Genomic DNA, 22307 nt, shown 5'->3' on the forward strand with positions numbered 1-22307 from the left:
CCCGGGCGCGCCCCTCGTCGCGCCCGCTTTTCCCCTGCCCGACTATTTTTGCTATCCCTGTCCGTTTCTGGCTAGTCACCCCTCTCGCACCCGCTTAGTCTCTGGGACATGCCCACAGCAATCCGAGTCATGTCATGACCACAGTGCCCCTGCATTCATCCCAAAGGGACGAGATCATCCCGGGCCTCACCCGGGAGCAATGCCACGCCGCGCGGCTCGCGCGAGACGCGCGGTTCGACGGCCGCTTCTTCACAGGGGTGCTGTCCACCGGCATCTATTGCCGCCCCGTGTGTCCTGCGCGCGCGCCGCACGAGCACAACGTGCAGTATTTTCGCTTCGCGGCGGCGGCGGAGCAGCACGGGCTGCGCCCCTGCCTGCGCTGTCGCCCCGAGCTCGCACCGGCGCAGAGCGGCGATCTGCCGCCGCTCGTCGCCCAGGTGCTGGCGCGCATCGAGCGCGGCGAGCTCGCGGAGCACAGCCTGGGCACGCTCGCGGCGCAGGCGGGGATCACGGAGCGCACGCTGCGGCGCCAGTTCGAGCAACACCTCGGTGCGTCGCCGAAACAGGTGGAGCAGACGCGCCGCCTGCTGCTCGCGAAGCGGCTGCTGACGGAGACGCGCCTGCCCATCACGGACGTGGCGTTTGCCGCAGGCTTTGCGAGCATTCGTCGCTTCAACGACGCCTGGCTGCAGGCGTATGGCCTCGCACCGAGCGCGCTGCGCAAGCAGGAAGGGGGGACTGGCGAGGCGGCGCCGCAATCGAGCCTGCAACTGCACCTGCTGTATCGCCCACCGTTCGACGTCCAGGCCATGCTCGCGTTCTACCGGCTGCGCGCCATTCCGGGGCTGGAGCGGGTGGATGAGCACGGTTACGAGCGGCGTCACCGGGTCGGCGAGCAGGAGGGGCTCATCCGCATCGAGCCCGTCGAGGGGGAGAGGCTCAGGCTGACGGTGCAGGATCTGCCGCCGGGCGCGCTGCCGGACATCCTGTACCGCGTGCGCCGCATGTGGGATCTCGACGCCGACATGGGGCGCATCGGCGATCTGCTCGGGCAAGATCCGCTGCTGGCGCGGATACAGGCACGCTGGCCAGGGGTACGGCTGCCGGGCGGCTGGGACGAATACGAGGTGATGCTGCGCGCCATCGTCGGCCAGCAGGTGTCGGTCAAGGGTGCCATCACCATCATGGGGCGCCTGGTGGCGCGCACCCTGGCGCAGTTCGGCACGGCTCAGCTGCCCACGCCGGCCCAGCTGTGCGAGCTGGATCTGGACGGCATCGGCATGCCGGGCAGCCGCATCCGCACGCTGAAAGGGCTGGCCTCGGCGCTCGCAAGCGGCGCGCTCATTCTGGGCACGGCAAGCGACGAGCAACTGCTCGCGCTGCCGGGCATAGGCCCCTGGACGGTCGCCTACTGGCGGCTGCGCTGCGGGCTGGACACGGATGCCTTCCCCGCCTCGGATCTCGTGCTGCAAAAGGCGCTCGGGGGCGGTGCCAGGCTGCCGGTGAAGGAGGCAGAGGCGCGAAGCGCCCCCTGGCAGCCGTGGCGCGCCTATGCCGCGAGCTGGCTGTGGCACGCCATGAGTGAACAACCGGCGCTGCTCACGCAGCCCGGACCTGAACAGGACGAGGAGACGACATCATGATCCGTTACGACTTTCTGGAGACCCTGTGCGGTCGGCTGCTGATCGCCATCGACGATCACGGCCTGGTGCACGTGGACTTTGTGGCAGGGCTGCGCCCCTTGCCCGACATGAGCGGCTGGCGGCAGGACCGCGAGGCGCTGGCCCCCTTCCTTGCCGAGTTTGAGGCCTACTTCGCGGGCCGGCTGCAACGCTTTACGCTGCCGCTCGCGGCTCGGGGCACGGCGTTTCAGCAAGCGGTATGGCAGGCGCTGTGCGACATCCCCTACGGGGAGACCCGCAGCTACGGCGACATCGCCCGCGCCATCGGCAAGCCGAGTGCGGTGCGGGCGGTGGGGGCCGCGAACGGTCGCAATCCGCTGTCCATCATAGTGCCCTGCCACCGGGTGATCGGTCAGAACGGCAGCCTCACCGGCTATGCGGGAGGCCTGCCCATCAAGCAGGCGCTGCTACGCCTCGAGGGGATCCCGCGCTGATCCGCCGCATCCTCTCCCCGGCCAGGGGCCATTCGGTCCCTAGCACCCAATCCATCCGGTCTGCACTGTCAGGGGGTGCGTCGTCTGGCACTCTCAAGACAAGGGATTGAAAAAACAGCGTTTATACCGACGGCGTCAACCTGGAAGAACCGGGACGCCGCCCCTGGCTCGAATACTTGCCCGTGACGGCCCTCCCTCCCCTGCGCCTGCGCCCGTTTGGGCGAATACTTCACCTACCGGGATGACGCTGTGCCTTGCCAACGTGTTGACCAGAGAGATCACGGCGTGTTCCTGGCGATCCGGTCGCGGCCCTGGGCTGCGATCCGTTTGAAATGAGGAGGCAACATGTTAACTCCAGTCACCGTCACTCAATTTCAGGTGCGTTCCCACGGCGCCCCCGACGAGGTGCGCACCCCCGACAAGACCCGGGTCGAGGTCGTCAAACTCGATGGCTACACCATAGGGCGGTTCAACTTCGCCCCCGGTTGGCGCTGGTCTGACTGCATCAAACCTGTCGTCAAGACGGAGCAATGCCAGCTCTCGCACCTGGGTTACGCCGTCTCGGGGTCACTCACGGTGCGCCTGACAGATGGCACCCTCAAAACCATCAACGCCGGCGAGTCCTACACCATACCGCCGGGGCACGATGCCTGGGTCGAGGGGGATCAGCCCTTCGTTGGCATCGAGGTGCTGAGCGCCGATCAGTTCGCCAAGCCATAGTGTGTCGTCGGCAACCCGCCAGGGTTGCGCGCGAACCTTCCGGTGGGCGCTCGCCCACCGGCACAGCCCCCCAGCAGCCCGGTCTTGTCCACCCCATCATGGTTCCACTGCCGTACCGCTTCCCCCTGATGGCTGGAGACGCGGGCAGGATAGTGGCGCCCCTTGCCGGCAGGTATTCCTCCATGGGGACGGCGGCCCTAGCGCCCCTTGCCCAGGGTCGCCTTGAGGTCCGGATTGAAGATGCGCTGGAGGGAGGCGGGATGGTTCACCAGCTTGGCCGCCGGGCGGCGCGGGCGCCTGACCAGCTCGCCGCCGCAGTTGGGGCAGGTCAGGTGCAGATACTGATCGTTGCACTCGGCGCAGAAGGTGCACTCGAAGGAGCAGATATAGGCCGTCGCCGTGTCGGCGGGCAGATCCCGGTCACAGCACTCACAGTTGGGTCTGAGTTCAAGCATGGGCAAGATCCTGAAGCAAAAGGGGAAGCGGGAAAGGGGGCGGCTCAGTCGACGATAAAGAGGCGGGCGCCCGGTTCGGTGTAGGAGCGATGGGGCTCGGCGTCATCGGCCACCTGATAGCTCATACCCGGCGTCAGGGTGAAGACGCGGCCATCCTGCAGCTCGGTGTGCAGTTCCCCCTCGAGGCAGAGCAGCACATGGCCCTTGCTGCACCAGTGATCCGACAGATACCCGGGTGAGTACTCCACCATCCGCACCCGCAGATCCCCGAACTGCTGGCTGTACCAGCGGGCGACGCCGCGTTCCCCCTTGTGCTCGGTCGGCGTTATATCGGCCCAGCGGGTCGTGCAAAACGGCAATGCATCGATCTTCATGACGGTTCCTTTGTCAGCTGACGGTATGGGGCTGCTTAGAGAGACAAGCCCCTTGGGCAGCGCCGCCCCATACTGCCATCTAATCCGCTGCCACCCTATCCCCACACAGGCAGCTGTCAGCGCTTGAGGCTCCCCATCACCTGCATCTCGCAGCGGCGGCAGTCAAAGCGCAGGCGGAAACTCTCCTTGCCCATCTTGAGCTCCAGCGGCTCTGGCTTCAGGCCTGGCACTTCCTTGGGGCAGAGATTCTGGCTGTAGCGGATGCAGTGCTTCGTTGTCATCAGCACCACCTCCCCCTGCTCCTGGTTCGCCTCATAGGCGGGGGCGATGCGTTCCACCCCGTGTTCGCGGAAGAACTGCTCGGCGGCCTTGTTCAGCACGTTGCCAAGATAGGAGAGGCGGTGTTGGGGATAGGGGACGTCACGCAGGGGGATGCGTCGCTCGGGTCGCCGATAGGCGGCAAGACGCGCCGCCTCCAGGGCGGCGATGGCGTCCCGGCGCAGGCCGTTGAGTTGTGAGGCGGCAATAAACAGGGGAGTGGTGAATGCCAGCTCAATCTGGCGAGCCACAAACAGGGTGTTGCCGAGTTTGCCAAGCTGATCGCGCGCCTGTTGCAGTGCCCGTGCCGGGTTGTCGGCCGGCTGCTTGTCGCAGGGGAGCGTGACGGCGGCGCCAATGCCCTGCTCGTCGACCAGTTCGAGCCGCAATCCCTCGTCGCACTCCGATAGCCGCATATCGACCCGGATGCGGCGCTCGCTGCTCGCCTTTTCGAGCTGCTTGCTGAAGGCCTGATCGTGGTTGCGGTAAATTTCGGCACCGACCTTGAGCCCGGGTACGGGCTCTGACAGCAGCAACTGCCTGCCTTCCACCTTGTTCAGGCGCATCCCCACCAGCTCGCCCCCCGGCTTGAAGAAGCCAAGTCCGTCGCCGTTGTTGAGGGTGACGGGCTGCCCGTCTATCTCGATGCCGTCTCGGGTCACCCTGCTGACGCGCCCGAGCGGCTCCCCCACGTATTTCGGGCTGCGCGGCGAGTCGATGCCCGGCTTTCGGCCATGGAGGAAGTAGTCGGTGCTGCCCCGGTTGAAGCTCTTCTTCGGATCCGGCGTGAAACCATAGCTACAGCGACCGGCGGAAGCGGCCACCAGATCGGAGCGGCTCTCCAGAATGGCATCCAGCTTCTGGCGATACCAGGCGGTGACGTTCTTGACGTAGTCGAGCCCCTTGAGGCGCCCCTCGATCTTGAAGGAGCGGATGCCCGCGGCGATCAGCGCCTCCAGGTTCGCGGTCTGATCCATGTCTTTCAAGGAGAGCAGGTGGCTGTTCTCCACCAGCACCTCCCCCGCCGGCGTTTGCAGGGAGCAGGGCAGCCGGCAGAGCTGGGCGCACTCGCCGCGGTTCGCGCTGCGGCCGGTGCGGGCGTGACTGATGTTGCACTGGCCGCTGTAGGAGACGCAGAGCGCGCCGTGGATAAAGAACTCCAGCTGCACCTGGGTCTGGGCGCTGATGGCACGGATCTGCTCGAGCGAGAGTTCGCGCGCCAGCACCACCTGGGAGAAGCCCACGTCCTGCAAGAACTTCACCTTTTCCGGCGTGCGGTTGTCGGTCTGGGTGCTGGCGTGCAACGCGATGGGGGGCAGATCGAGCGCCAGCAGCCCCATATCCTGCACGATCAGCGCATCGGCCCCCGCCTCGTAGATCTGATGGGTCAGGCGCCGGGCCTGCTCCAGCTCGTGGTCGTGCAGCAGGGTGTTGAAGGCGACGAAGACCTGGGCGCCGAAGCGGTGGGCGTGGCGCGCCAGCGCTGCGATATCCTCGATGCTGTTGCCCGCCGCACTGCGGGCACCGAAGGCGGGGCCGCCCATGTAGACGGCATCGGCGCCATGGTTGATGGCCTCGATGCCATAGGCGAGGTTCCTGGCCGGGGCCAGCAGTTCGAGGCGATTCTGTACAAGGCGCTGAGTCTGGGTGTGATCCTGCATGGGTCTGGTCTGAAGGCGGACGAGAAATGCCCGTCACTCTAGCGAGACCAGGCGCCCCCCGCCTTGATCCCGCTTAAGATCACCGCAGAATGCAGGATTGGATCCTGGGCCCGCGATCAGCACCATCGACCCCCTCCTGGCCTTTCTTGTGAAGGGTGAGGTGTTAAAGCACCACCTTGAGCGCCAATCCCAGCAACACCAGGCCGCTGACCTTGTCGATCACGAAGGACTTGGCCTTGAGCCAGACGAGCACGGGCCCGCGAGACAGCACCAGGGCCACCAGCACATACCAGAGCGCATCGATGCCGCCCGCGGTCAGCATCATGATGCCCCCCTCGCGCCAGCCGGTGTCGGCGTGCACGAACTGGCTGAACAGGGCGATGAAGAAGATGGCGAGCTGGGGGTTCAAGAAGGCCACCATAAAGCCCTCGAACGCCCCCTGACGGCCACGTGGCGGATGTCCCTCCTCGCTACCGGACTCGCCGCCAGCGGGCCTGGCCAGCAGCGCCTTGACCCCGAGCCAGGCGAGGAAGGCCGCACCACCGTAACGGATGAGGTCGAACAGCAGCGGGGTCTGGGTGATCAGCAGGGAGAGGCCGAGCGCCGTGATCAGGGCGTAGATCCCCACACCCAGGCCGTGGCCAAGCGCCGTCGCCACCCCGTGGCCTTGCCCTCCCTGCACCGTGTTGCGGATGATCAGCGCCAGGCTGGGCCCCGGGCTGATGGCCCCCATCACGCAGATGGCGGCGAGCGCCAGCCAACTCGTCAATTCCATACCCTCTCCTCTCTTCGAATCCAGTGTCGGTTGATGTGCTCAGGGTAGGGGGCGCCCAGCTATGCCAGAAGTGAAAGTTATGAATAGAACCCATAGCCGTTGGCTATAGAGTGGCACAAGCCGCTGCCACTAGCGGCGCTTGCCCGGCCCCGTAGCCAGCTGCTTGCGGCTCTCCCCCAGGGTGAACTGCAGGTGATCCCGCAGGAAGGGGTAGGCCAGCTCGCGAAACCAGCGGTGGGCCGGATCCAAGTGGTGGCGCTGGTGCCACAGCAGATGATACTGCTGGACCCGGGTGGCGAAGGGGAGATCGCAGAAACTCAGGGCGTGCTCCCGGGAGAGCTGCCAGGCGATGTGGGCCGGGGTGGTCATCAGACAGTCGGTGCGCAGCAGCACCTCCACCGCGGCCTGGAAGAAGGGCACCCGGGCAAACCAGCGACGGGATCGCCCCAGGGGAGCCAGCACCTGCTCCACCGGGCTGTCCTTGTCGCCGCCGCCGCTCACCTGCAGGTGGGGCCAGGCGAGGTACTCCTCCAGGCTGGGCGCCGTGCCCGCGAGCGGGTGGTGACGCCCCATCAGCATCACCAGCCTGTCCTCCCCCTGATGCAGGCCGCGGATCTGGTCCGGCACCAGATCCGTGATGGTGGAGACCAGATCCAGCTCGGATTGCCAGAGCTGCGGCAGCAGGCGCTTGTCCCACAGGCTGTACTCCAGCGCCGCCCGGGGGGCGGCCTTCGCCAGGGCCGCGCAGATATCGGGCAGGATGTGCTGGGCCACGTAGTCGGAGGAGGCGAGTCGGAACACCCGCTCGCAGCGCTCGGGCACAAACTCCGGCGCCGCGTAGAGCCGTTCCAGGGCACCGAGGGAATCGGCAAGCTGGGCCGCCAGCGCCTCGGCCCTCGGGGTCAGCAGCCAGCGCTGCCCCTCCCGCACCAGCAGCTCGTCGCCAAACTCGCTGCGCAGCTGGGTCAGCTGCTTGCTGATGGAGGGCTGGCTCAGGTGCAGCAGCTCCGCCGCCCGGCTGATGTTGCGGGTCTCCAGCAGCACCTTGAGGGTGGGCAGGAGGTTGAGATTCGCTTTGTGCACTGGGATCACCTCGGGTGGGGCGGGCCGGATCGGGAGTTCATCTTAAGACAAGGAGAAGCGGAAATTTAAGCAAAATCACGGTCTTGCTCCCGCCACTCCCCTTACACTGGTCAGGCCGCAGGATGACAGTGGCGGCCCCGTGCGGCATAATTGCGCAATTTTCCGCCCTCGGGCGGCCATCACGACAAGCGACGACAAGATGAAATACGCCAATATCACCGGTTGGGGAAACTGCCTGCCCCCCGCAGCGCTGACCAATGATGACCTCAGCACCATCATGGACACCTCGGACGAGTGGATCTACCCGCGCACCGGCATCAAGGCCCGTCGGGTCTCCCACGTCAGTACCACGGCGCTCGCCACCCTGGCCGCCCGCCGCGCCCTGGCCTGCGCGGGCCTCGAGGCGGACGCCCTCGATGGCATCATACTCGCGACCGCCACCCCGGGCACGCTCGTGCCCAATGGCGCCTCCGCCGTGCAGCAGGCCCTCGGCGCCCACAAGGCGGCGGTGTTCGACCTCAATGCCGCCTGCACCGGTTTCGTGTATGCCCTCTCCGTCGCCACCTCCCTGGTGCAGACCGGCATGATGCAGAGGGTGCTGGTGATCGGCGCCGAACGGCTGACCCAGTTGCTGGACTGGGCCAAGCGCGACACCGCCGTGCTGTTTGGCGACGGTGCCGGTGCCGTCATCATAGAGGCGAGCGAGCAGGAGAGCGGCCTGATTGCCAGCAAGCTCGGTTGTGACAGCGAGGCGCGGGAGATACTGCACGTGCCGAACTTCGGCACCGATCGGGTGCGCTTTGCCGACATCGACGGCCTCTTCACGTTCAACTTCGAGGGGCAGGAGATCTTCAAGCGTGCCGTGCGCGGCATGGGCGAGGCCACCGGCGCCGTGCTGGCCCAGGCCGGCATCGCCCCCGAGCAGGTCGATCTCATCGTGCCGCACCAGGCCAACGTGCGCATCATCGAGACCCTGGCCAAGCGGATGAACGCCGCCATGGACAAGGTGATGGTCAACATAGAGCAGTACGGCAACACCTCGGCTGCGACTGTGCCCATCGCCCTGTGCGAGGCGCTGGAGCAGGGCCGGGTCAAGCCGAACAGCTACCTGCTCACCGCCGCCTTCGGGGCCGGCCTGACCTGGGGCGCCGCCCTCATCAAGTGGGGCGAGCGCGTCACCCCCCTCGCCCTGTGCGACGACGAGCTGCCCCCCAGCCAGCAGAGCGCCCTGGAACTCATCGCCCATGCGGTGCAGGGCTGCCAGCGGGCCCGCAACCCGGACGCCTGATGCCCCGCCAAAGTGGTCTATGAAGGAGGAGCCCGGTGCGGCTCCTCTTTTTATGCCCGTGTTTATGCCCGTGCCAGGCCCGCTTCATGCCGGGCTTCCCCCCCTCTGACCCGGCATAAAAGTCATTGAAAAGCGTGAATTTTGAGCGAAACGTATCAAAAAATGACCGCTCGGCACTTTTTTGTCGTCAGAATGCGGCCAAGGGGTTCACAACCTTGCCGGATCTGGTAGTATGCGGCCTCGCACTTGGGGAGGGGTTCCCGAGCGGCCAAAGGGATCAGACTGTAAATCTGACGGCTCTGCCTTCGAAGGTTCGAATCCTTCTCCCTCCACCATTCAAGTGCGCCAAGTAAGCAAAAAATCAGGAAAATACCCCGTGGAGGGGTTCCCGAGCGGCCAAAGGGATCAGACTGTAAATCTGACGGCTCTGCCTTCGAAGGTTCGAATCCTTCTCCCTCCACCATCTTCCTGAACACAATCTGCAATGCCCCTGTGGAGGGGTTCCCGAGCGGCCAAAGGGATCAGACTGTAAATCTGACGGCTCTGCCTTCGAAGGTTCGAATCCTTCTCCCTCCACCATTATTCAGAAAACCCGGCCTTGCGCCGGGTTTTCGCCTTTTAGGACAGACTCCATATGGAGCTGTCAGATCTGACAATTGTCCCGCTCCGCATTTTTCGAAACAGTGGACTCCTCACCGTCAGGAGCCACCTCGTATGTTTGCAATCTGGGATGAAACCGGCCAGGAGCAGGGCTTGAGCCTGCCCCAACTGCAGCAACGCCTGCACAACTATCAGGGTGACGTCATGGTGCGCTATCTCAACCGCCTCGGCCTGTCGACGACCCTGTTCCTGACCATCCATCAGGGCCAGGCCTACCAGCGCTTCAAGGCGGGTACACCGCCACTGGATTGGGAGTGGCTGGCCCAGGCCATGCACGGTACGCCACTCCAGAAGGCCGAAAGCCGCCAGCAGACGAATGCCTTGATCTGAGCAGAGCGCTCTCCACCTCGCTTGCGGCCCGCCCCCGCCCTGTTCTGGTGGCAGCCTGATTATCAGACTCTTCCTACAGCTCCCGTTTAGGTCTTCCCTGTATGATGCGCAGCCATGTTCCGGTCAGGTGAGAGCCATGTTTGCGTTCAAAGAAGAGTATCCCGTGAGTGCCATGGCCAACATGGCGGATATCGCCGTCCCCTTTTATCAGCCCATCATAGGCCGGGATCGTCAGGTCAAGGGGTATGAGGCGCTGGCTAGGCGCTGGGATGTCGGGCAGCAGCGCTATCTGGGCATCGACTTCGCCGCGCTCGGCGAGGACGACACCCTGCACCTGGATATCGTCATGCTGAGGGCCATACTGCGCGATCTGCCCGTGCTCGCGCAAAAAGGCCCCTATGCGCTCTCCATCAACCTCAATCCGGCGCTCTCCAGCCCCACCTACCGCAACCTGCTGTTGCTGGTGCTGCTCCAGGCCCGCAAGCTGGGGATAGCCATCTGGTTCGAGGTGCTGGAGCACGTCAGGATCAAGCGCCAGCACAGGGAGATGATCGAGGTGTTGCGGGCCCATGGCGCCCACATCGCCTGCGACGACTTCGGCTCCCAGGCGTGCAACTTCCAGCGTCTGATGATGCTCCCCTACGAGATAGTGAAACTGGATCGCTCCCTGCTGCTTCAGGCTGCGCTCAGCACCCACGCCCTCAACATGCTGACCGGACTGGTGAAGTACCTGCAGCGGCTCGGCATGGCCGTGGTGTGCGAGGGGGTGGAGACCCAGGCCCATATCCAGGTGGCGAACCGGCTCGACTGCGACTATCAGCAAGGCTACGCCTACGCCATGCCCTCCCCCCTCTCCCGCTGGGCCTGAGCGGAGCGCTTGACCCTCAAGAGAGAAACAGGGGCACATTCCCCTGGAAATCCGGCAGGGTGCTGCCATTTTTCTGCCAAAGATGGCAGGCTGTCCCGGCCACCATGACGCCGAGACCAGCCATGATCCGCTTTGCCACCTTCAACCTCGCCTTCGATCGCACCGCCCCCGGCATGCTCGCCGGTGAACTGGCCCTGAGCCGCACCGAGCAGGATGCCCTGCTGGCCCGCCTCGCCGACGGCACCCTGAGCGGCGCCGAGAAGACCAGGGCCCTCGACGTGCAGCAGATCCGCAACGTCGCCGAAATCATCCAGCGCACCCGGCCGGACGTGTTGCTGCTGAGCGAATTCGACAATGACGGCAAGGGCAGCGACACCACGGACCTCAAAGCCTTCAACGCGAACTACCTAGCCCATGCCCAGCACGACGAGGTGAAGGCCATCGGCTACCCGGTGCTGCAGAACTTCGCCACCAACACCGGTCTGATGAGCGGCCATGACCTCAACCTGGACGGCAAGCGCAACAACGGGCCGGACGACGCCTGGGGCTTTGGCCACTACCACGGCCAGTACGCCTTCGCCGTGATGTCCCGGTACCCCATCGATACCAGGCAGATCCGCACCTTCCAGACATTCAAGTGGAAGGAGATGCCGGGCGAAGCGAACCCCGTCATCGACGACTGCAACAATGCCAAGGCGCCGATCCCGGCCGGCCGCCAGTGCGGCGATGCCTGGTATGACGACGCCGCCTGGCAGGCCTTCCCGCTCTCGTCAAAGAACCACGCCGATGTGCCGGTGCGCATCAAGCGTGGCAACAAGGAGGAGGTGATCCACTTCCTCATCTCCCACCCGACTCCGCCCATCTTCGGCAACGCGGCGCGCCACAACGTCAGGCGCAACCGCGCCGAGATAGCCTTCTGGCAGGATTACGTGGAGACCGCCAGCTACATGGTGGATGACGCCGGCAAGGCGGGTGGCCTGCCCGCGGGTGCCAGGTTCGTCATCGCCGGCGATCTCAACGCCGATCCCCAGATTGGCGATGGCGACCTGACCGCCATTCAGGATCTGCACAACCATGCGCTGGTCAATCAGGCCGTCACCAACGGCGCCCTGATCCCGGTCAGCCAGGGCGGCCCCGAGTGCCTCGCCAGCCAGCCGGATCAGTGCAAGCGCAACAACAACCGCCCCACCCCTGAGCGCATCACCAGCAGCAGCGGCCTGCAGCTCGACCACGTGCTGCCCTCCGCCAACCTGAACGCGGTCGCCTCCGGCGTGTTCTGGCCGGCCAGCTTCGAGCCGGGCCATCACCTGGTGCATGACGCCAAGCTCGGCATCGCCAAGGGAGTCAGCTCGGATCACCGCCTGGTATGGGTCGACGTCGCGCTCGATTGACCGGCAGACAGGGCGAAGGGATGCCTTTGGCTCAGGGTGCCGGCAAATCTGTGCGCAGGCGCGCTATTCCGGCGCCCGCGGCTTGCGGCGCAAATCGGGGTTTGCTAATACTCCGCGTCCATTGGATGAGCATCCCTTTCGAGATAGTGTGCCGTGGCTTTCGAACAATTCGCGCTCGTGATATCTCTCTTCCAGCAGCTGTGCGTCTATCTGGTGATCGCCTGGCTGCTCTCCAAGACGCCGCTCTTCATGCCGCTCACTCAGGTGACCCTGAGCTGGCCCCACAAGATCCTCTGCTACCTCATCTTCTCCGGCTTCTGCGTCATGGGCACCTACTTTGGCCTCAGGGTCGAGGACTCCATCGCCAACACCCGCGCCATCGGCGCCGTGCTCGGCGGCATCGTCGGCGGCCCTGTGGTGGGCCTCCTGGTGGGGCTCACCGGCGGCCTCCATCGCTACTCGCTGGGGGGCTTTACCGCCCTGGCCTGCACCTTCTCCACCATCGCCGAGGGGCTGCTCGGCGGCCTGGTGCACCGCCACTTCGTCGCCCGCCACCGGCTCGATCTGCTGTTCAGCCCCTGGGTGGTGGGCTCTGTGGCCCTCATCGCCGAGCTGATGCAGATGGGGATCATATTGCTGGTGGCCCGTCCGTATGACGACGCCATCCACCTCATCGAGAACATCATCGCCCCCATGCTGGTGGCCAATACCCTGGGGGCCGCCATGTTCATGCGGATGATCCTCGATCACCGCGCCATGCTGGAGAAGTACTCGGTCGCCTTCTCCGCCCGCGCCCTCAAGATCGCCGAGCGGGCGATGCGGGTGCTGGACAAGGGCTTCACCCAGCAGGCGTGCCAGCAGATGGCGCGCATTCTCTACGAGGAGACCGGGGTGGGCGCGGTGGCCATCACGGATCGGGAGAAGCTGCTCGCCTTCATCGGCATCGGCGAGGATCACCACCTGCCGGGCACCGCCATCAACTCGGCCCACACCTTCAAGGCGATCCAGCACAACGAGGTGGTCTATGCCGACGGCAACCTCATTCCCTACAGCTGCAACCTGCATCCCCAGTGCCGGCTCGGCTCCTCCCTGGTCATTCCGCTGCGGGGAGAAGAGGGCTCCGTGGTGGGCACCATCAAGCTCTACGAGCCCAAGCGCAAGTTCTTCTCCTCCATCAACCGCACCCTGGGAGAGGGGATTGCGCGGCTGCTCTCCGGCCAGATCCTGGCGGGCAAATACAACGAGCAGAAGCGGCTGCTGGCCCAGTCGGAGATCAAGCTGTTGCAGGCGCAGATCAACCCGCACTTCCTGTTCAACGCCCTCAACACCCTGGCGGCGGTGATCCGGCGCGACCCCGAGGATGCCCGCACCCTGGTGCACCACCTCTCTACCTTCTTTCGCAAGAACCTCAAGCGGCAAGGGGACGAGGTGACCCTGGCCGACGAGCTGGAGCACGTGAACGCCTACCTGCACATCGAGCAGGCCCGCTTCGCCGAGCACCTGAGCGTGCAGATCGACATTCCCGAGCCGCTGCTGGAGTACCGGCTGCCCACCTTCTCCCTGCAGCCCATCGTCGAGAACGCCATCAAGCACGGCATCTCCCAGATGTTCGAGCCCGGCCGACTGACCCTGACCGCGCGACAGGAGGGCGAGCAGCTGGTGCTGGAGGTGTGCGACAACGCCGGCCTCTATCAGGCCAAGCGGGAGGAGAGCGGCCTTGGCATGAACATAGTGGACCGGCGCATCAAGGCCCGTTACGGCGCCGAGTACGGGGTCACCATTCACTGCGTCCCCCATCAATCCACCCGGGTGAGGATCACCCTTCCCCTGCAGGAGAGCCCATGCTGACCGCCCTTATCGTCGACGATGAACCCCTCGCCCGCGAGGAGCTGCGGCTGCTGCTGGAGCAGGCGGGCAACATCCGCCTGCTGGGGGAGTGTGCCCACGCCATGGAGGCGCTGCCCGCCATCCATCGCCTGAAACCCGACCTGCTGTTTCTCGACATCCAGATGCCACGCATCAGCGGGCTGGAGCTGGTGAGCATGCTGGACCCGGACTTGCGCCCCCACATCATCTTCATCACCGCCTACGACGAGTTTGCCCTGCGCGCGTTTGAGGAGAACGCCCTCGACTACCTGCTCAAGCCGGTCACCAGCGAACGGATGAACAAGGCGCTGGAGCGCATCCAGCGGCTGCTTTCGCCAAAGGGTGAGCTGGCGGGCCAACCGCTGCCGGATCCGACCCGCATCGCCCAGCCCCTGCGCAGCATTCCCTGTAGCGGCCACAACCGCATCCTGCTGCTGCCCCTTGGCGAGGTGGAGTTCGTCCACAGCGATCTGGCCGGCAACAAGGTGGTGAGCGCCCAGCAGCAAGGCACCACCGAGCTGACCCTGCGCACCCTGGAGGAGAAGACCGGCTTCGTGCGCTGTCACCGCCAGTACCTGCTCAACCCGGGCCAGATCCGCGAGATCCTGCTGCTGGACGGCGGCCTGGCGGAGGTGGTGACCCAGGGCGGCCACAAGGTGCCGGTGAGCCGGCGCTACCTCAAGCCCCTCAAAGAATTGTTGGAGATCCCCTGAGGGGCTGGCCACTCGCCCCGTCCCCTGCCCGTTACCGCTCACCCGCTTCCCGCGCCCGCCGGCTCATCCCTCAAACCGCTCGGGGCCGCTTTTCTGCCGCTCGCGGGCGGCCCTCTGCCACTGACCCTTTCTGCGCTCCCCTTTCCCTGCCGCCTGCGTAGAGTGCAGCCTGAGCCCGGCCAGATTGGCCGCAGGAAAAGGAAACTCCGTCATGCAACACGCAATCACCTTCGTCATTGCGGCCCTCTGCATCCTCGCCATCGCCTATCGCCTCTACGGCGTGTTCTTTGTGCGCAAGGTGCTGCGGGCCGACGACAAGCTGGTCACCCCCTCCCACGAGCTGGAAGATGGCAAGAACTATGTGCCGACCAACAAGTGGGTCAACTTCGGCCAGCACTTCGCGGCCATCGCCGCCGCCGGCCCCCTGGTGGGCCCGGTCCTGGCCGCCCAGTACGGCTACCTGCCGAGCTTCCTCTGGCTGCTGATCGGCTGCGTCATCGGCGGCGCGGTGCACGACACCGTGGTGCTGTTCGCCTCCATGAAGCATCAGGGCAAGTCCCTCTCCGAGGTGGCCAAGGCCGAGCTCGGCCCCATCGCCGGCTGGTGCACGGGGCTCGCCATGCTGTTCATCATCACCATCACCATGGCGGGTCTCTCCATGGTGGTGGTGCACGCGCTGGAGCGTAACGCCTGGGGCGTGTTTGCGGTCTTCATGACCATCCCCATCTCCATGGTGGTGGGGATCTGGCACAAGCTGACCGGCAACCTGCAAGCCGCCTCCTGGGTGGGCTTCATCGCCGTGCTGGCCTGCGTCTTCTTCGGCCCCTACGTGCAGGACAGCGCCTTCGGTGCCTGGCTAACCCTGCGCGCCGAGACCATCAGTCTGGCGCTGCCCATCTATGCCTTCTTCGCCACCGCCCTGCCGGTCTGGCTGCTGCTCACCCCGCGCGGCTACATCTCCAGCTTCATGAAGATCGGCGTGTTCGGCGCCCTGGTGATCGGCGTCATCTGCATCAACCCCGAGATCCAGTTCCCCGCCATGACCCAGTTCGTCCACGGCGGCGGCCCGGTACTGGGCGGCCCGGTCTGGCCCTTCATCTCCATCACCATCGCCTGTGGCGCCATCTCCGGCTTCCACGCCTTCATCGGCTCGGGCACCACCCCGAAACTGGTGGACAAGTGGAACGACATCCTGCCGGTCGCCTTCGGTGCCATGCTGGCCGAGTGCGTGGTGGGCGTGATGGCGCTGATCGCCGCCACCGCCCTGCACCCGGCGGATTACTTCGCCATCAACGCCACTCCGGAGGCCTTCGCCAAGCTGGGGATGCAGGTGGTGGATTTGCCCTTCCTCTCCCAGGAGATCGGCATGGATCTGAACGGCCGCACCGGCGGCGCCGTCACCCTGGCGGTGGGCATGTCCTACATCTTCACCAAGGTGCCCTGGTTCAGTAACCTCGCCTCCTACTTCTTCCAGTTCGTGGTGATGTTTGAAGCGGTGTTCATCCTGACCGCCGTCGACTCCGGCACCCGGGTCTCCCGCTACCTCATTCAGGACTTCTTCGGCGAGTTCTACCCGCCCCTCAAGCGCATCGACTGGATGCCGGGCGCCATCGGGGCCAGCGTGCTCGCCTGCGTCATGTGGGGGTATCTGCTGATGTCCGGCGATATCGGCTCGGTATGGGCCCTGTTCGGGGTATCGAACCAGCTGATGGCCTCGGTGGGCCTCATCATAGGTGCCACCATCATCCTGCGCCTCGCCAGCAAGCGCCGCTATATGCTGACCTGCCTGATCCCGCTGGCCTACCTGTTCGTGACCGTCAACTACGCCGGTTACTGGATGATGCGCAACGTCTACTTCAACTCGGCCGCCAAGGGCTACAACCCGATGAACGGCGCCATCTCTCTCATCATGCTGGTGCTGGGGGCGCTGATCCTGATCTCCGCCCTGCGCAAGTGGAGCGAGCTGTGGAAGCTGCGCCAGCAGCCCGAGTTCCGGGTGGCCGAGGCGACCGCCTCCTGATCCGTCCAGCCCTCCTCGGACCCCGCCTCGGCGGGGTCTTTCATTGGCGCTGCGCATTCATCCATTGGCATTGACCCGCCCCTTCGCAGTGGTTGAATGGGTCCCCGGATCACAGAACCGCCCAGCCCGGGGTGCTAGCATGCCCCGACGGCCACTTGGCCGCACCGGCCCAAGTGATCCTCCCTCCTCCGCTTTCACCCTTTGAGGACAGCTTTCATGGAACTGCTTCTGCTCAGCAACGGCAAAACCACAGAACACCCCGGCCTGCTCGGCTGGGCCCGGGAGCGGGTACGAACCCTGCTCGCCCGCAAACAGGTCAAGCGCATCCTGCTCATCCCCTACGCGGTGATCCGCAGCGACTGGGACGCCCGCGCCTTCGAACTCAGCGAGAGCCTGGGGGTGAAGGCCATCAGCATCCACCAGTTCGACGATCCGGTGGATGCCATCCAGCGGGCCGACGCCATCTTCATCAGCGGCGGCAACACCTGGCGCCTGAACCAGCTGCTGCACGAATACGGCCTGGTGGTGCCCATCCAGCGTGCCGTGCGCGAGCGAGGCGTGCCCTATGTGGGCTGGAGCGCCGGCTGCAACGTGGCTACCCCCAGCATCCGCACCACCAACGACATGCCGGTGTGCAGCGCCGCCGTGCTGCCGGCGCTGGGCCTGTTCCCCCTGCAGATCAACCCCCACTACCTGGATGCCGGCATCAGCGGCCACATGGGGGAGACCCGGGACGAGCGGCTCGCCGAGTTCTGCGCCATCAACCCGAGCGAGCACGTGGTGGCCCTGCGCGAGGCCAGCCTGCTGCAGATCAGCGGCGACACCATCGAGTACTGGAGCGCCCGGGGCGAGGGCTTCAAGATCTTCAAACACGGTGAAGCGTCCCAGGAGTTTATGGACGCCGCCCCGCTGGCCAAGCTGACCCCCTTCACCCCCAGGATCTGACGCGACTGGCATCGCCAGATCTGATGCATCAATGAAAAGAGGGATGGCCCACGCCATCCCTCCCGTTTTCTTCGGCTCGCCAACGACAGACCCCACCCTGTGTGGCCTCCGCATAGAGGAAGTCAGGGAGGCGACGATCATCGGCGGCCTGGTTCACGAGAGGGTCGTCGGGACTGCCGGGCATCGGCATAGACAGGGGGCGGGGAACCTGGGTGCGCGTCGGGAGAGATGACGGGCGCCGGACACTCATCATGTGGAGCACCGGCATCGTCTCTTGAGGTGGAAAGAGAGCGGGACCCGATGGTCAGAGGGTGATCCTGGCGGCAAGGTCCCGGATCCCCCCTGACTCAACATCGGCCCAAGTGCGAGCCGACACGACTCATTTTTTCTGACTGAGCACCCATTCGGCCAAGGTCTTGGCCTCGTCTTCCGTGACGGCGTTGGCCGGCATGGGCACGGCACCCCAGGTGCCCTGGGTGCCATTCTTGATGCGACCGGCCAGCAGGGTGGCGGCGTCCTTCTGCCCTGCATACTTGGCGGCCACATCCGTGAAGGCGGGGCCGACCAGCTTGGAGTCCACCATGTGGCAGCCCACGCAAGGCTTGCTCCTGAACAGCGCCTCGCCATCTTGCGCCATCGCCGGTTGCAGGCCGAACACAGAACCCAGTACTAACAGTGAAAGCACGCTTTTTTTCATGTTGGTATTTCCTTTTGTTGATGGAGGAGGCAACGCCCCCGCTTGGTATCCGGCCTCTCGATCCCGGTCACGCTGGCGGCCCGGCGCGACCAAGGGCATCAGATATCGGGCGCGACCGGATCATGTTCCCTTACTGGCTCTCTTTATCGCCCAGCATGTTGCGAAATCCCCGCACGGCATTGCCCAGATCCGAACCGATGCCACGCAGGCGTCCAGTGCCAAACAACATGATGACAATGGCGAGAATGATCAAAAGCTTCCAAACACTGATCCCCATCATGGGAGCATCCTCTTGCGATCTAATGAGTGAGAAGGGGTGAAAAATGTGGTCGATGCCAGCCGATCAATGGGCCGCCGTACCGCCGTGCGGCTCGGCCTGATGGGAGTCGGGTTGCAGCAAGGCGAGATCTATCTGCCCGAATCGCACCAGCCTGCCGCCCTGTTTGACGGCGAACGCCTTGGCATCCTCTTCGCGGGCGAACGAGGCCAGTGCGGCCCCCATGGCCCCCTTCAGGTTCGCGCCGACGACATAAAAGGCCTGACGAGCGTCGATCAGGGCGTCATCATTCGGCTTCTCCCAGGTCGAGCGCGCCATGTCATGCACATAGAGGGTGATATCTTGTCCCCGGTTTTCCGGTTGCAACCACCAACCGAACAGCTCGGCCGTGGAGCAGAACTTCATCGCCCCCTGTTTGCCCACCGCCTCGCCCTTGGGGCCGGGAAAGTCACCGATCGCCATGCCGCAGACGTGACACTCGTCGCCGGAGTGAAAGGCGACCGGCTCATAAACCTGTCGATCCGAGCCGGCATCGTTGCAACCGGCCAGCGCAAGCAGCAGGGCCATCAGGCCGCCTTTGAGATAAAAACCATTTGAATTCAGCATATTGCTATCCTTGTTATACCCGATTCAGACCGAGCGACGACGAAACACGGCATAAGCCAGCCACAGCGATACGCCTACCCACAACAACAGGCAGAGCCCGAGCAGCTCGGTGGGAAAGGGCAATTCGCTGCCCAGAGAAAGAACCCCCAGCCCGCCACTCTCCCCCTCGAAGCCGGAGAGGTTGATCAGCCGGTAGATGTCCGCCGGATTGAGCAACAGCAGCCAGGGCAGGAGGGTGGCGCTGAAGTGCCCCTCGCTCAGCACCAGCAGGGCCAGCAGCAGCAGATCGAACACCAGCACGAACAGGAACCAGACGCCCAGCGCCAGCCCGGCGGCCCGGGACTTCTCGCTGACCTTGCTGCTCAGTACATAGGCCATGGCGAGGAAGACCCAGCCCAGCAGGGTCGACGACACCATGAAACGGCCGAACGCCCAGACCAGGGTGGAGAGGGAGATATCCTCCACCAGCACGGCGATGGCCAGGGCGGCGCAGCCAAAGCCGAGCAGCGTCGCCAGCGCCAGGATCAGGCCATGGCCGACAAATTTGCCCATCAGGATCTGGCCGTGACCGAGGGGGTAGGTCAGCAGCAGCATCAGAGTGCCGCTCTCCTCCTCACCGACGATGGCGTCATAGGCCAGCAGCAAGGCGATGAGGGGCATCAGGAAGGTGGCGAGGCTCGCCAGACTCGCGATGGTGGCGGGGATGGAGGTAAACCCCAACTGGCCGGAGGCGGCGGCGCCGAGCCAGGCGATACCGACCGCCAGCACCGCAAACAGCAGGCTGATGGCCAGCAGCCAGCGGTTGCGCAGGCCATCGCTGAACTCCTTGCGGGCAATGTTCCAGACCTGATTCATGGCAGTACCTCCTTGCGGTTCGCCTGATCGGCGCGCGCCATGTAGTGGCAATAGAGATCCTCCAGCGAGGGTTGATGCACCTCGATGTCGCCCGGCTCGCATTCACGCAATAACTCGCGCAGCAGCGCCAGCTTGTGGCCGTTGTGCACCACCACTTCCAGGCTCTGTGCATCGAGCAGGCGCGTCTGGTGGCCCGCCCCCTGCCAGCGGTCACGCCAATGGTTGCCGTCCGCCAGCCCGTGAACGCGCATCCGTACCGGCAAGCCGGTGTCGGCGCGCAACTGGGCGAGGTCGCCCACGGCTTGCAAGCGGCCAGCGGCCAGAATGGCGACGCGATTGAGGTGAGCCTCCACCCCGGCGAGCGCATGGGAGCAGAGGATGATGCTGGTGCCCCCCTGGCGCAGGCGATCGATCAGCTGATAGAGCTCCTGGGTGGCGATGGGATCCAGCCCCACCGTGGGTTCATCGAGTAGCAGCAGGCGAGGCTCGCCGAGCAGTGCCTGGGCCAGGCCGAGCCGCTGGCGCATCCCCTTGGAGTAGGTCTTCACCCGGCGATCCGCCGCGTGGCCGAGCCCGACCTGATCCAGCAACCCCGCCACCTGTGTGGGGGCCGCCCCCCGCAGACGGGCGAAATGGGCGAGGGTCTCCCGCCCCGTGAGCTGCGGATAGAAGGTCACGTTCTCCGGCAAATAACCAAGCTGACGCCGCACCTCGAGATCCTGCGGCTGGCCACCGAGCACCTCGACCCTGCCCTCGCTGGGCGTCAGCAGGCCGAGGATCAGCTTCATGCTGGTGGTCTTGCCCGCGCCGTTATGGCCAAACAGCCCCAGTACCTCCCCCTCGTGCAGGCTCAGGTTCAAGTCCTGCAATATGGTCATGCCCGCGATGCGCTGGTGCACGCCCTGAATGTCGACCGCCTTCATGAGGGATCCTCCTGTTTCTGATGCACCTGAATGGCGGGAGGCCGCATCAGCGGGTGGCTATCCTGCACGCCGGGCGACTTGATGATGGGGAAGGCGCGCTGGGCCCAGCGCAGCACCTCGATACCGGGGCTGTTCATCAGCAGCCGGACCTGCGGGTAGAGCCAGAGCAGCCTGTCCACGTTGTCGTTCGGTTCGTAGGCCACCTCGCCCAGGCCGTCGTCGTTGCGATCCCAGCCCAGATAATCGCTCCAGTAGTTGCCGCGCCCCTCCACCGACCACTCCTGCCGCCGGGAGGCGACATATTTCACCTGCTGCCGGTTGTCGATGAAGGCGTTGTCGCTGATGCGGTTATCCTCCGAACCGGCCGTGAGATGGATGCCGAGCGTGCTGCGCTCAAATCGGTTGCGCTCGATGCGGTTGAACAACGAGTTGTAGATAAACAGTGCCTTGCCCTCGGAGCCGGAGCTTGCTGTCATCGCCATGTCCTCACCCGAGCCGCCGTCACGCACGCCCGTGACCAGGTTGTCCGTGAGGATGGAATAGGTGATGTAGTTCATCAGGATCCCGTAGTTTTGATCCTGCTCGGAGCGGTTGCCGATCACGGTCAGCTTGCGACTCTGCATGAGCGCGTAACCGGTGCGGGTACGGCGGGTCAGGTTGCCCACCACCCTGTTGTCGTTGGAAAACATGTAATGAATGCCGTAGCGCAGATCCTCCAGCCGATTGCCTTCGAGGCTGTTGCCGTTGGAGGTGTCGATATAGATGCCATCGCGAGCGTGGCGTACCCGATTGCCGATGACCCGCGCCCCGTGCACCGCATAGAGATGGATGCCATTGCCGCGATCCTGGGAGCGGATCCGCGGATCTCCCTCGATGACATTCTCCAGCAGGCTGACGTTGCTCGTGCCATCCACCCAGATCCCGCTGGCCGGTCCTTGCATCCGGTTCGCCTGCACCCTGGCGCGGGTGGCTTCCCGCTGGATGAAGACGGCGGCATTGAGCTGGGTGAGGTTGTTACCCCAGTTGGTCAGGGTGCAACCCTGCACCGTCACGTCCGGCGCGGCGATGGTGAGGGCATTGCCCTCCCCCTCGGCATCGAGCACCGCCCCCGCCTCGCAACTGAGCGTCAGGGATGCTTCGATACGAAACTGCCCCCGGTACTCACCGGCAGGCAGACGCCAGCGCGCCTCGCCATCGGGTTGCAGGGGCAGGGAGCGAATGGATTGAGGTGCCGCACAGGCGGCCCCGATGCAGGAACAGCCCAGCACCCACAGCGCAACGGTGCGCCAAAGCCGCCTTGGCAAAGCCGGTAAGACCGAGAGAGGGTTCATGTCCAACATCCTGAAAATGCGGGTGGCGCCTGCCC

21 protein-coding genes, 3 tRNA genes and 1 pseudogene are annotated in these 22307 nt (G+C 65.1%); 14 read left to right on the forward strand and 11 right to left on the reverse strand.

What is annotated here, in order from left to right:
* The first annotated feature begins 134 nt into the window (after window positions 1-134).
* The 3 genes from BN1132_RS03025 (at window position 135) to BN1132_RS03035 (ending at window position 2836) form a co-directional block, all read left to right on the forward strand.
* Entirely contained in the window at window positions 135-1643 is a 1509-nt protein-coding gene (locus tag BN1132_RS03025) for an AlkA N-terminal domain-containing protein (protein ID WP_042074877.1), read from the forward strand.
* Window positions 1640-2116 carry a methylated-DNA--[protein]-cysteine S-methyltransferase gene (locus BN1132_RS03030; RefSeq protein ID WP_042074878.1) on the forward strand — a complete coding sequence of 159 codons (477 nt, stop codon included), beginning with the start codon at window positions 1640-1642 and terminating at the stop codon, window positions 2114-2116. The genes BN1132_RS03025 and BN1132_RS03030 overlap by 4 nt, the downstream gene beginning before the upstream one ends.
* A 345-nt stretch (window positions 2117-2461) precedes the next feature.
* Entirely contained in the window at window positions 2462-2836 is a 375-nt protein-coding gene (locus BN1132_RS03035) for a cupin domain-containing protein (protein ID WP_042074881.1), read from the forward strand.
* A gap of 197 nt (window positions 2837-3033) precedes the next feature.
* Here the strand turns inward: BN1132_RS03035 and BN1132_RS03040 are convergent, their stop codons facing one another.
* The 5 genes from BN1132_RS03040 to BN1132_RS03060 form a co-directional block, all read right to left on the reverse strand.
* Entirely contained in the window at window positions 3034-3291 is a 258-nt protein-coding gene (locus tag BN1132_RS03040; protein WP_042074882.1) for a DUF1272 domain-containing protein, read from the reverse strand.
* Between the two features lie 44 nt (window positions 3292-3335).
* Window positions 3336-3665 carry a DHCW motif cupin fold protein gene (locus BN1132_RS03045; RefSeq protein ID WP_042074885.1) on the reverse strand — a complete coding sequence of 110 codons (330 nt, stop codon included), beginning with the start codon at window positions 3663-3665 and terminating at the stop codon, window positions 3336-3338.
* A gap of 116 nt (window positions 3666-3781) precedes the next feature.
* Window positions 3782-5644 (reverse strand): peptidase U32 family protein, encoded by a 1863-nt coding sequence (locus tag BN1132_RS03050; RefSeq protein WP_042074888.1) that lies wholly within the window; start codon window positions 5642-5644, stop codon window positions 3782-3784.
* Window positions 5645-5807: 163 nt separating this feature from the next.
* Entirely contained in the window at window positions 5808-6419 is a 612-nt protein-coding gene (locus tag BN1132_RS03055; RefSeq protein ID WP_042074890.1) for a LysE family translocator, read from the reverse strand.
* A 129-nt stretch (window positions 6420-6548) separates the two neighbouring features.
* Complete coding sequence (locus BN1132_RS03060) at window positions 6549-7502, reverse strand: LysR family transcriptional regulator (protein WP_042074892.1); 954 nt, start codon at window positions 7500-7502, stop codon at window positions 6549-6551.
* A 199-nt stretch (window positions 7503-7701) separates the two neighbouring features.
* Here BN1132_RS03060 and BN1132_RS03065 point away from each other — a divergent pair, with 199 nt between their 5' ends.
* From BN1132_RS03065 to pepE, 11 genes and pseudogenes are all read left to right on the forward strand, one after another.
* Window positions 7702-8790, forward strand: a complete 1089-nt coding sequence (locus tag BN1132_RS03065) for a ketoacyl-ACP synthase III (protein WP_042074893.1) — start codon at window positions 7702-7704, stop codon at window positions 8788-8790.
* A 250-nt stretch (window positions 8791-9040) separates the two neighbouring features.
* Window positions 9041-9125, forward strand: a tRNA-Tyr gene (locus BN1132_RS03070).
* A gap of 43 nt (window positions 9126-9168) precedes the next feature.
* Window positions 9169-9253, forward strand: a tRNA-Tyr gene (locus BN1132_RS03075).
* A 31-nt stretch (window positions 9254-9284) separates the two neighbouring features.
* A tRNA-Tyr gene (locus tag BN1132_RS03080) sits at window positions 9285-9369 on the forward strand.
* Between the two features lie 135 nt (window positions 9370-9504).
* Window positions 9505-9780, forward strand: coding sequence for a hypothetical protein (locus tag BN1132_RS03085; protein ID WP_042074895.1), 276 nt, complete (start codon window positions 9505-9507; stop codon window positions 9778-9780).
* Between the two features lie 136 nt (window positions 9781-9916).
* Entirely contained in the window at window positions 9917-10648 is a 732-nt protein-coding gene (locus BN1132_RS03090; protein ID WP_042074898.1) for an EAL domain-containing protein, read from the forward strand.
* An 82-nt stretch (window positions 10649-10730) separates the two neighbouring features.
* A pseudogene (locus tag BN1132_RS03095) lies at window positions 10731-12039 on the forward strand (endonuclease/exonuclease/phosphatase family protein).
* A gap of 153 nt (window positions 12040-12192) precedes the next feature.
* Window positions 12193-13887: a sensor histidine kinase gene (locus BN1132_RS03100; RefSeq protein ID WP_042074901.1), complete on the forward strand. Its 1695-nt coding sequence runs from the start codon at window positions 12193-12195 to the stop codon at window positions 13885-13887.
* The gene (gene btsR, locus BN1132_RS03105) at window positions 13881-14618 is read left to right on the forward strand and encodes a two-component system response regulator BtsR (RefSeq protein ID WP_042074903.1); all 738 of its coding nucleotides are present in this window, start codon (window positions 13881-13883) and stop codon (window positions 14616-14618) included. Before BN1132_RS03100 ends, btsR begins: the two co-directional genes overlap by 7 nt.
* Before the next feature lie 211 nt (window positions 14619-14829).
* Window positions 14830-16638, forward strand: a complete 1809-nt coding sequence (locus tag BN1132_RS03110; RefSeq protein WP_042074905.1) for a carbon starvation CstA family protein — start codon at window positions 14830-14832, stop codon at window positions 16636-16638.
* Between the two features lie 216 nt (window positions 16639-16854).
* A complete protein-coding gene (pepE, locus tag BN1132_RS03115; protein WP_042074906.1) occupies window positions 16855-17583 on the forward strand; it encodes a dipeptidase PepE in 729 nt (242 codons plus the stop codon).
* A 379-nt stretch (window positions 17584-17962) separates the two neighbouring features.
* On the opposite strand, the gene BN1132_RS03125 is transcribed toward pepE, so the two are convergent.
* From BN1132_RS03125 to BN1132_RS03150, 6 genes are all read right to left on the reverse strand, one after another.
* Window positions 17963-18280, reverse strand: coding sequence for a c-type cytochrome (locus BN1132_RS03125; RefSeq protein ID WP_042074913.1), 318 nt, complete (start codon window positions 18278-18280; stop codon window positions 17963-17965).
* 130 nt (window positions 18281-18410) lie between these two features.
* On the reverse strand, window positions 18411-18560 hold the full coding sequence (gene tatA / locus BN1132_RS03130; protein WP_042074916.1) for a twin-arginine translocase TatA/TatE family subunit: 150 nt from the start codon (window positions 18558-18560) through the stop codon (window positions 18411-18413).
* 63 nt (window positions 18561-18623) lie between these two features.
* Window positions 18624-19163: a nitrous oxide reductase accessory protein NosL gene (locus BN1132_RS03135; RefSeq protein WP_042074917.1), complete on the reverse strand. Its 540-nt coding sequence runs from the start codon at window positions 19161-19163 to the stop codon at window positions 18624-18626.
* Between the two features lie 24 nt (window positions 19164-19187).
* On the reverse strand, window positions 19188-20018 hold the full coding sequence (locus BN1132_RS03140; RefSeq protein ID WP_042074919.1) for an ABC transporter permease: 831 nt from the start codon (window positions 20016-20018) through the stop codon (window positions 19188-19190).
* Window positions 20015-20941 (reverse strand): ABC transporter ATP-binding protein, encoded by a 927-nt coding sequence (locus BN1132_RS03145; RefSeq protein ID WP_042074922.1) that lies wholly within the window; start codon window positions 20939-20941, stop codon window positions 20015-20017. Before BN1132_RS03145 ends, BN1132_RS03140 begins: the two co-directional genes overlap by 4 nt.
* Complete coding sequence (locus BN1132_RS03150; protein ID WP_244462899.1) at window positions 20938-22272, reverse strand: nitrous oxide reductase family maturation protein NosD; 1335 nt, start codon at window positions 22270-22272, stop codon at window positions 20938-20940. The genes BN1132_RS03145 and BN1132_RS03150 overlap by 4 nt, the downstream gene beginning before the upstream one ends.
* Window positions 22273-22307 lie beyond the last annotated feature (35 nt).

It is taken from the genome of Aeromonas sanarellii (genome assembly GCF_000820085.1).
Classification (GTDB): Bacteria; Pseudomonadota; Gammaproteobacteria; order Enterobacterales; family Aeromonadaceae; genus Aeromonas; species Aeromonas sanarellii.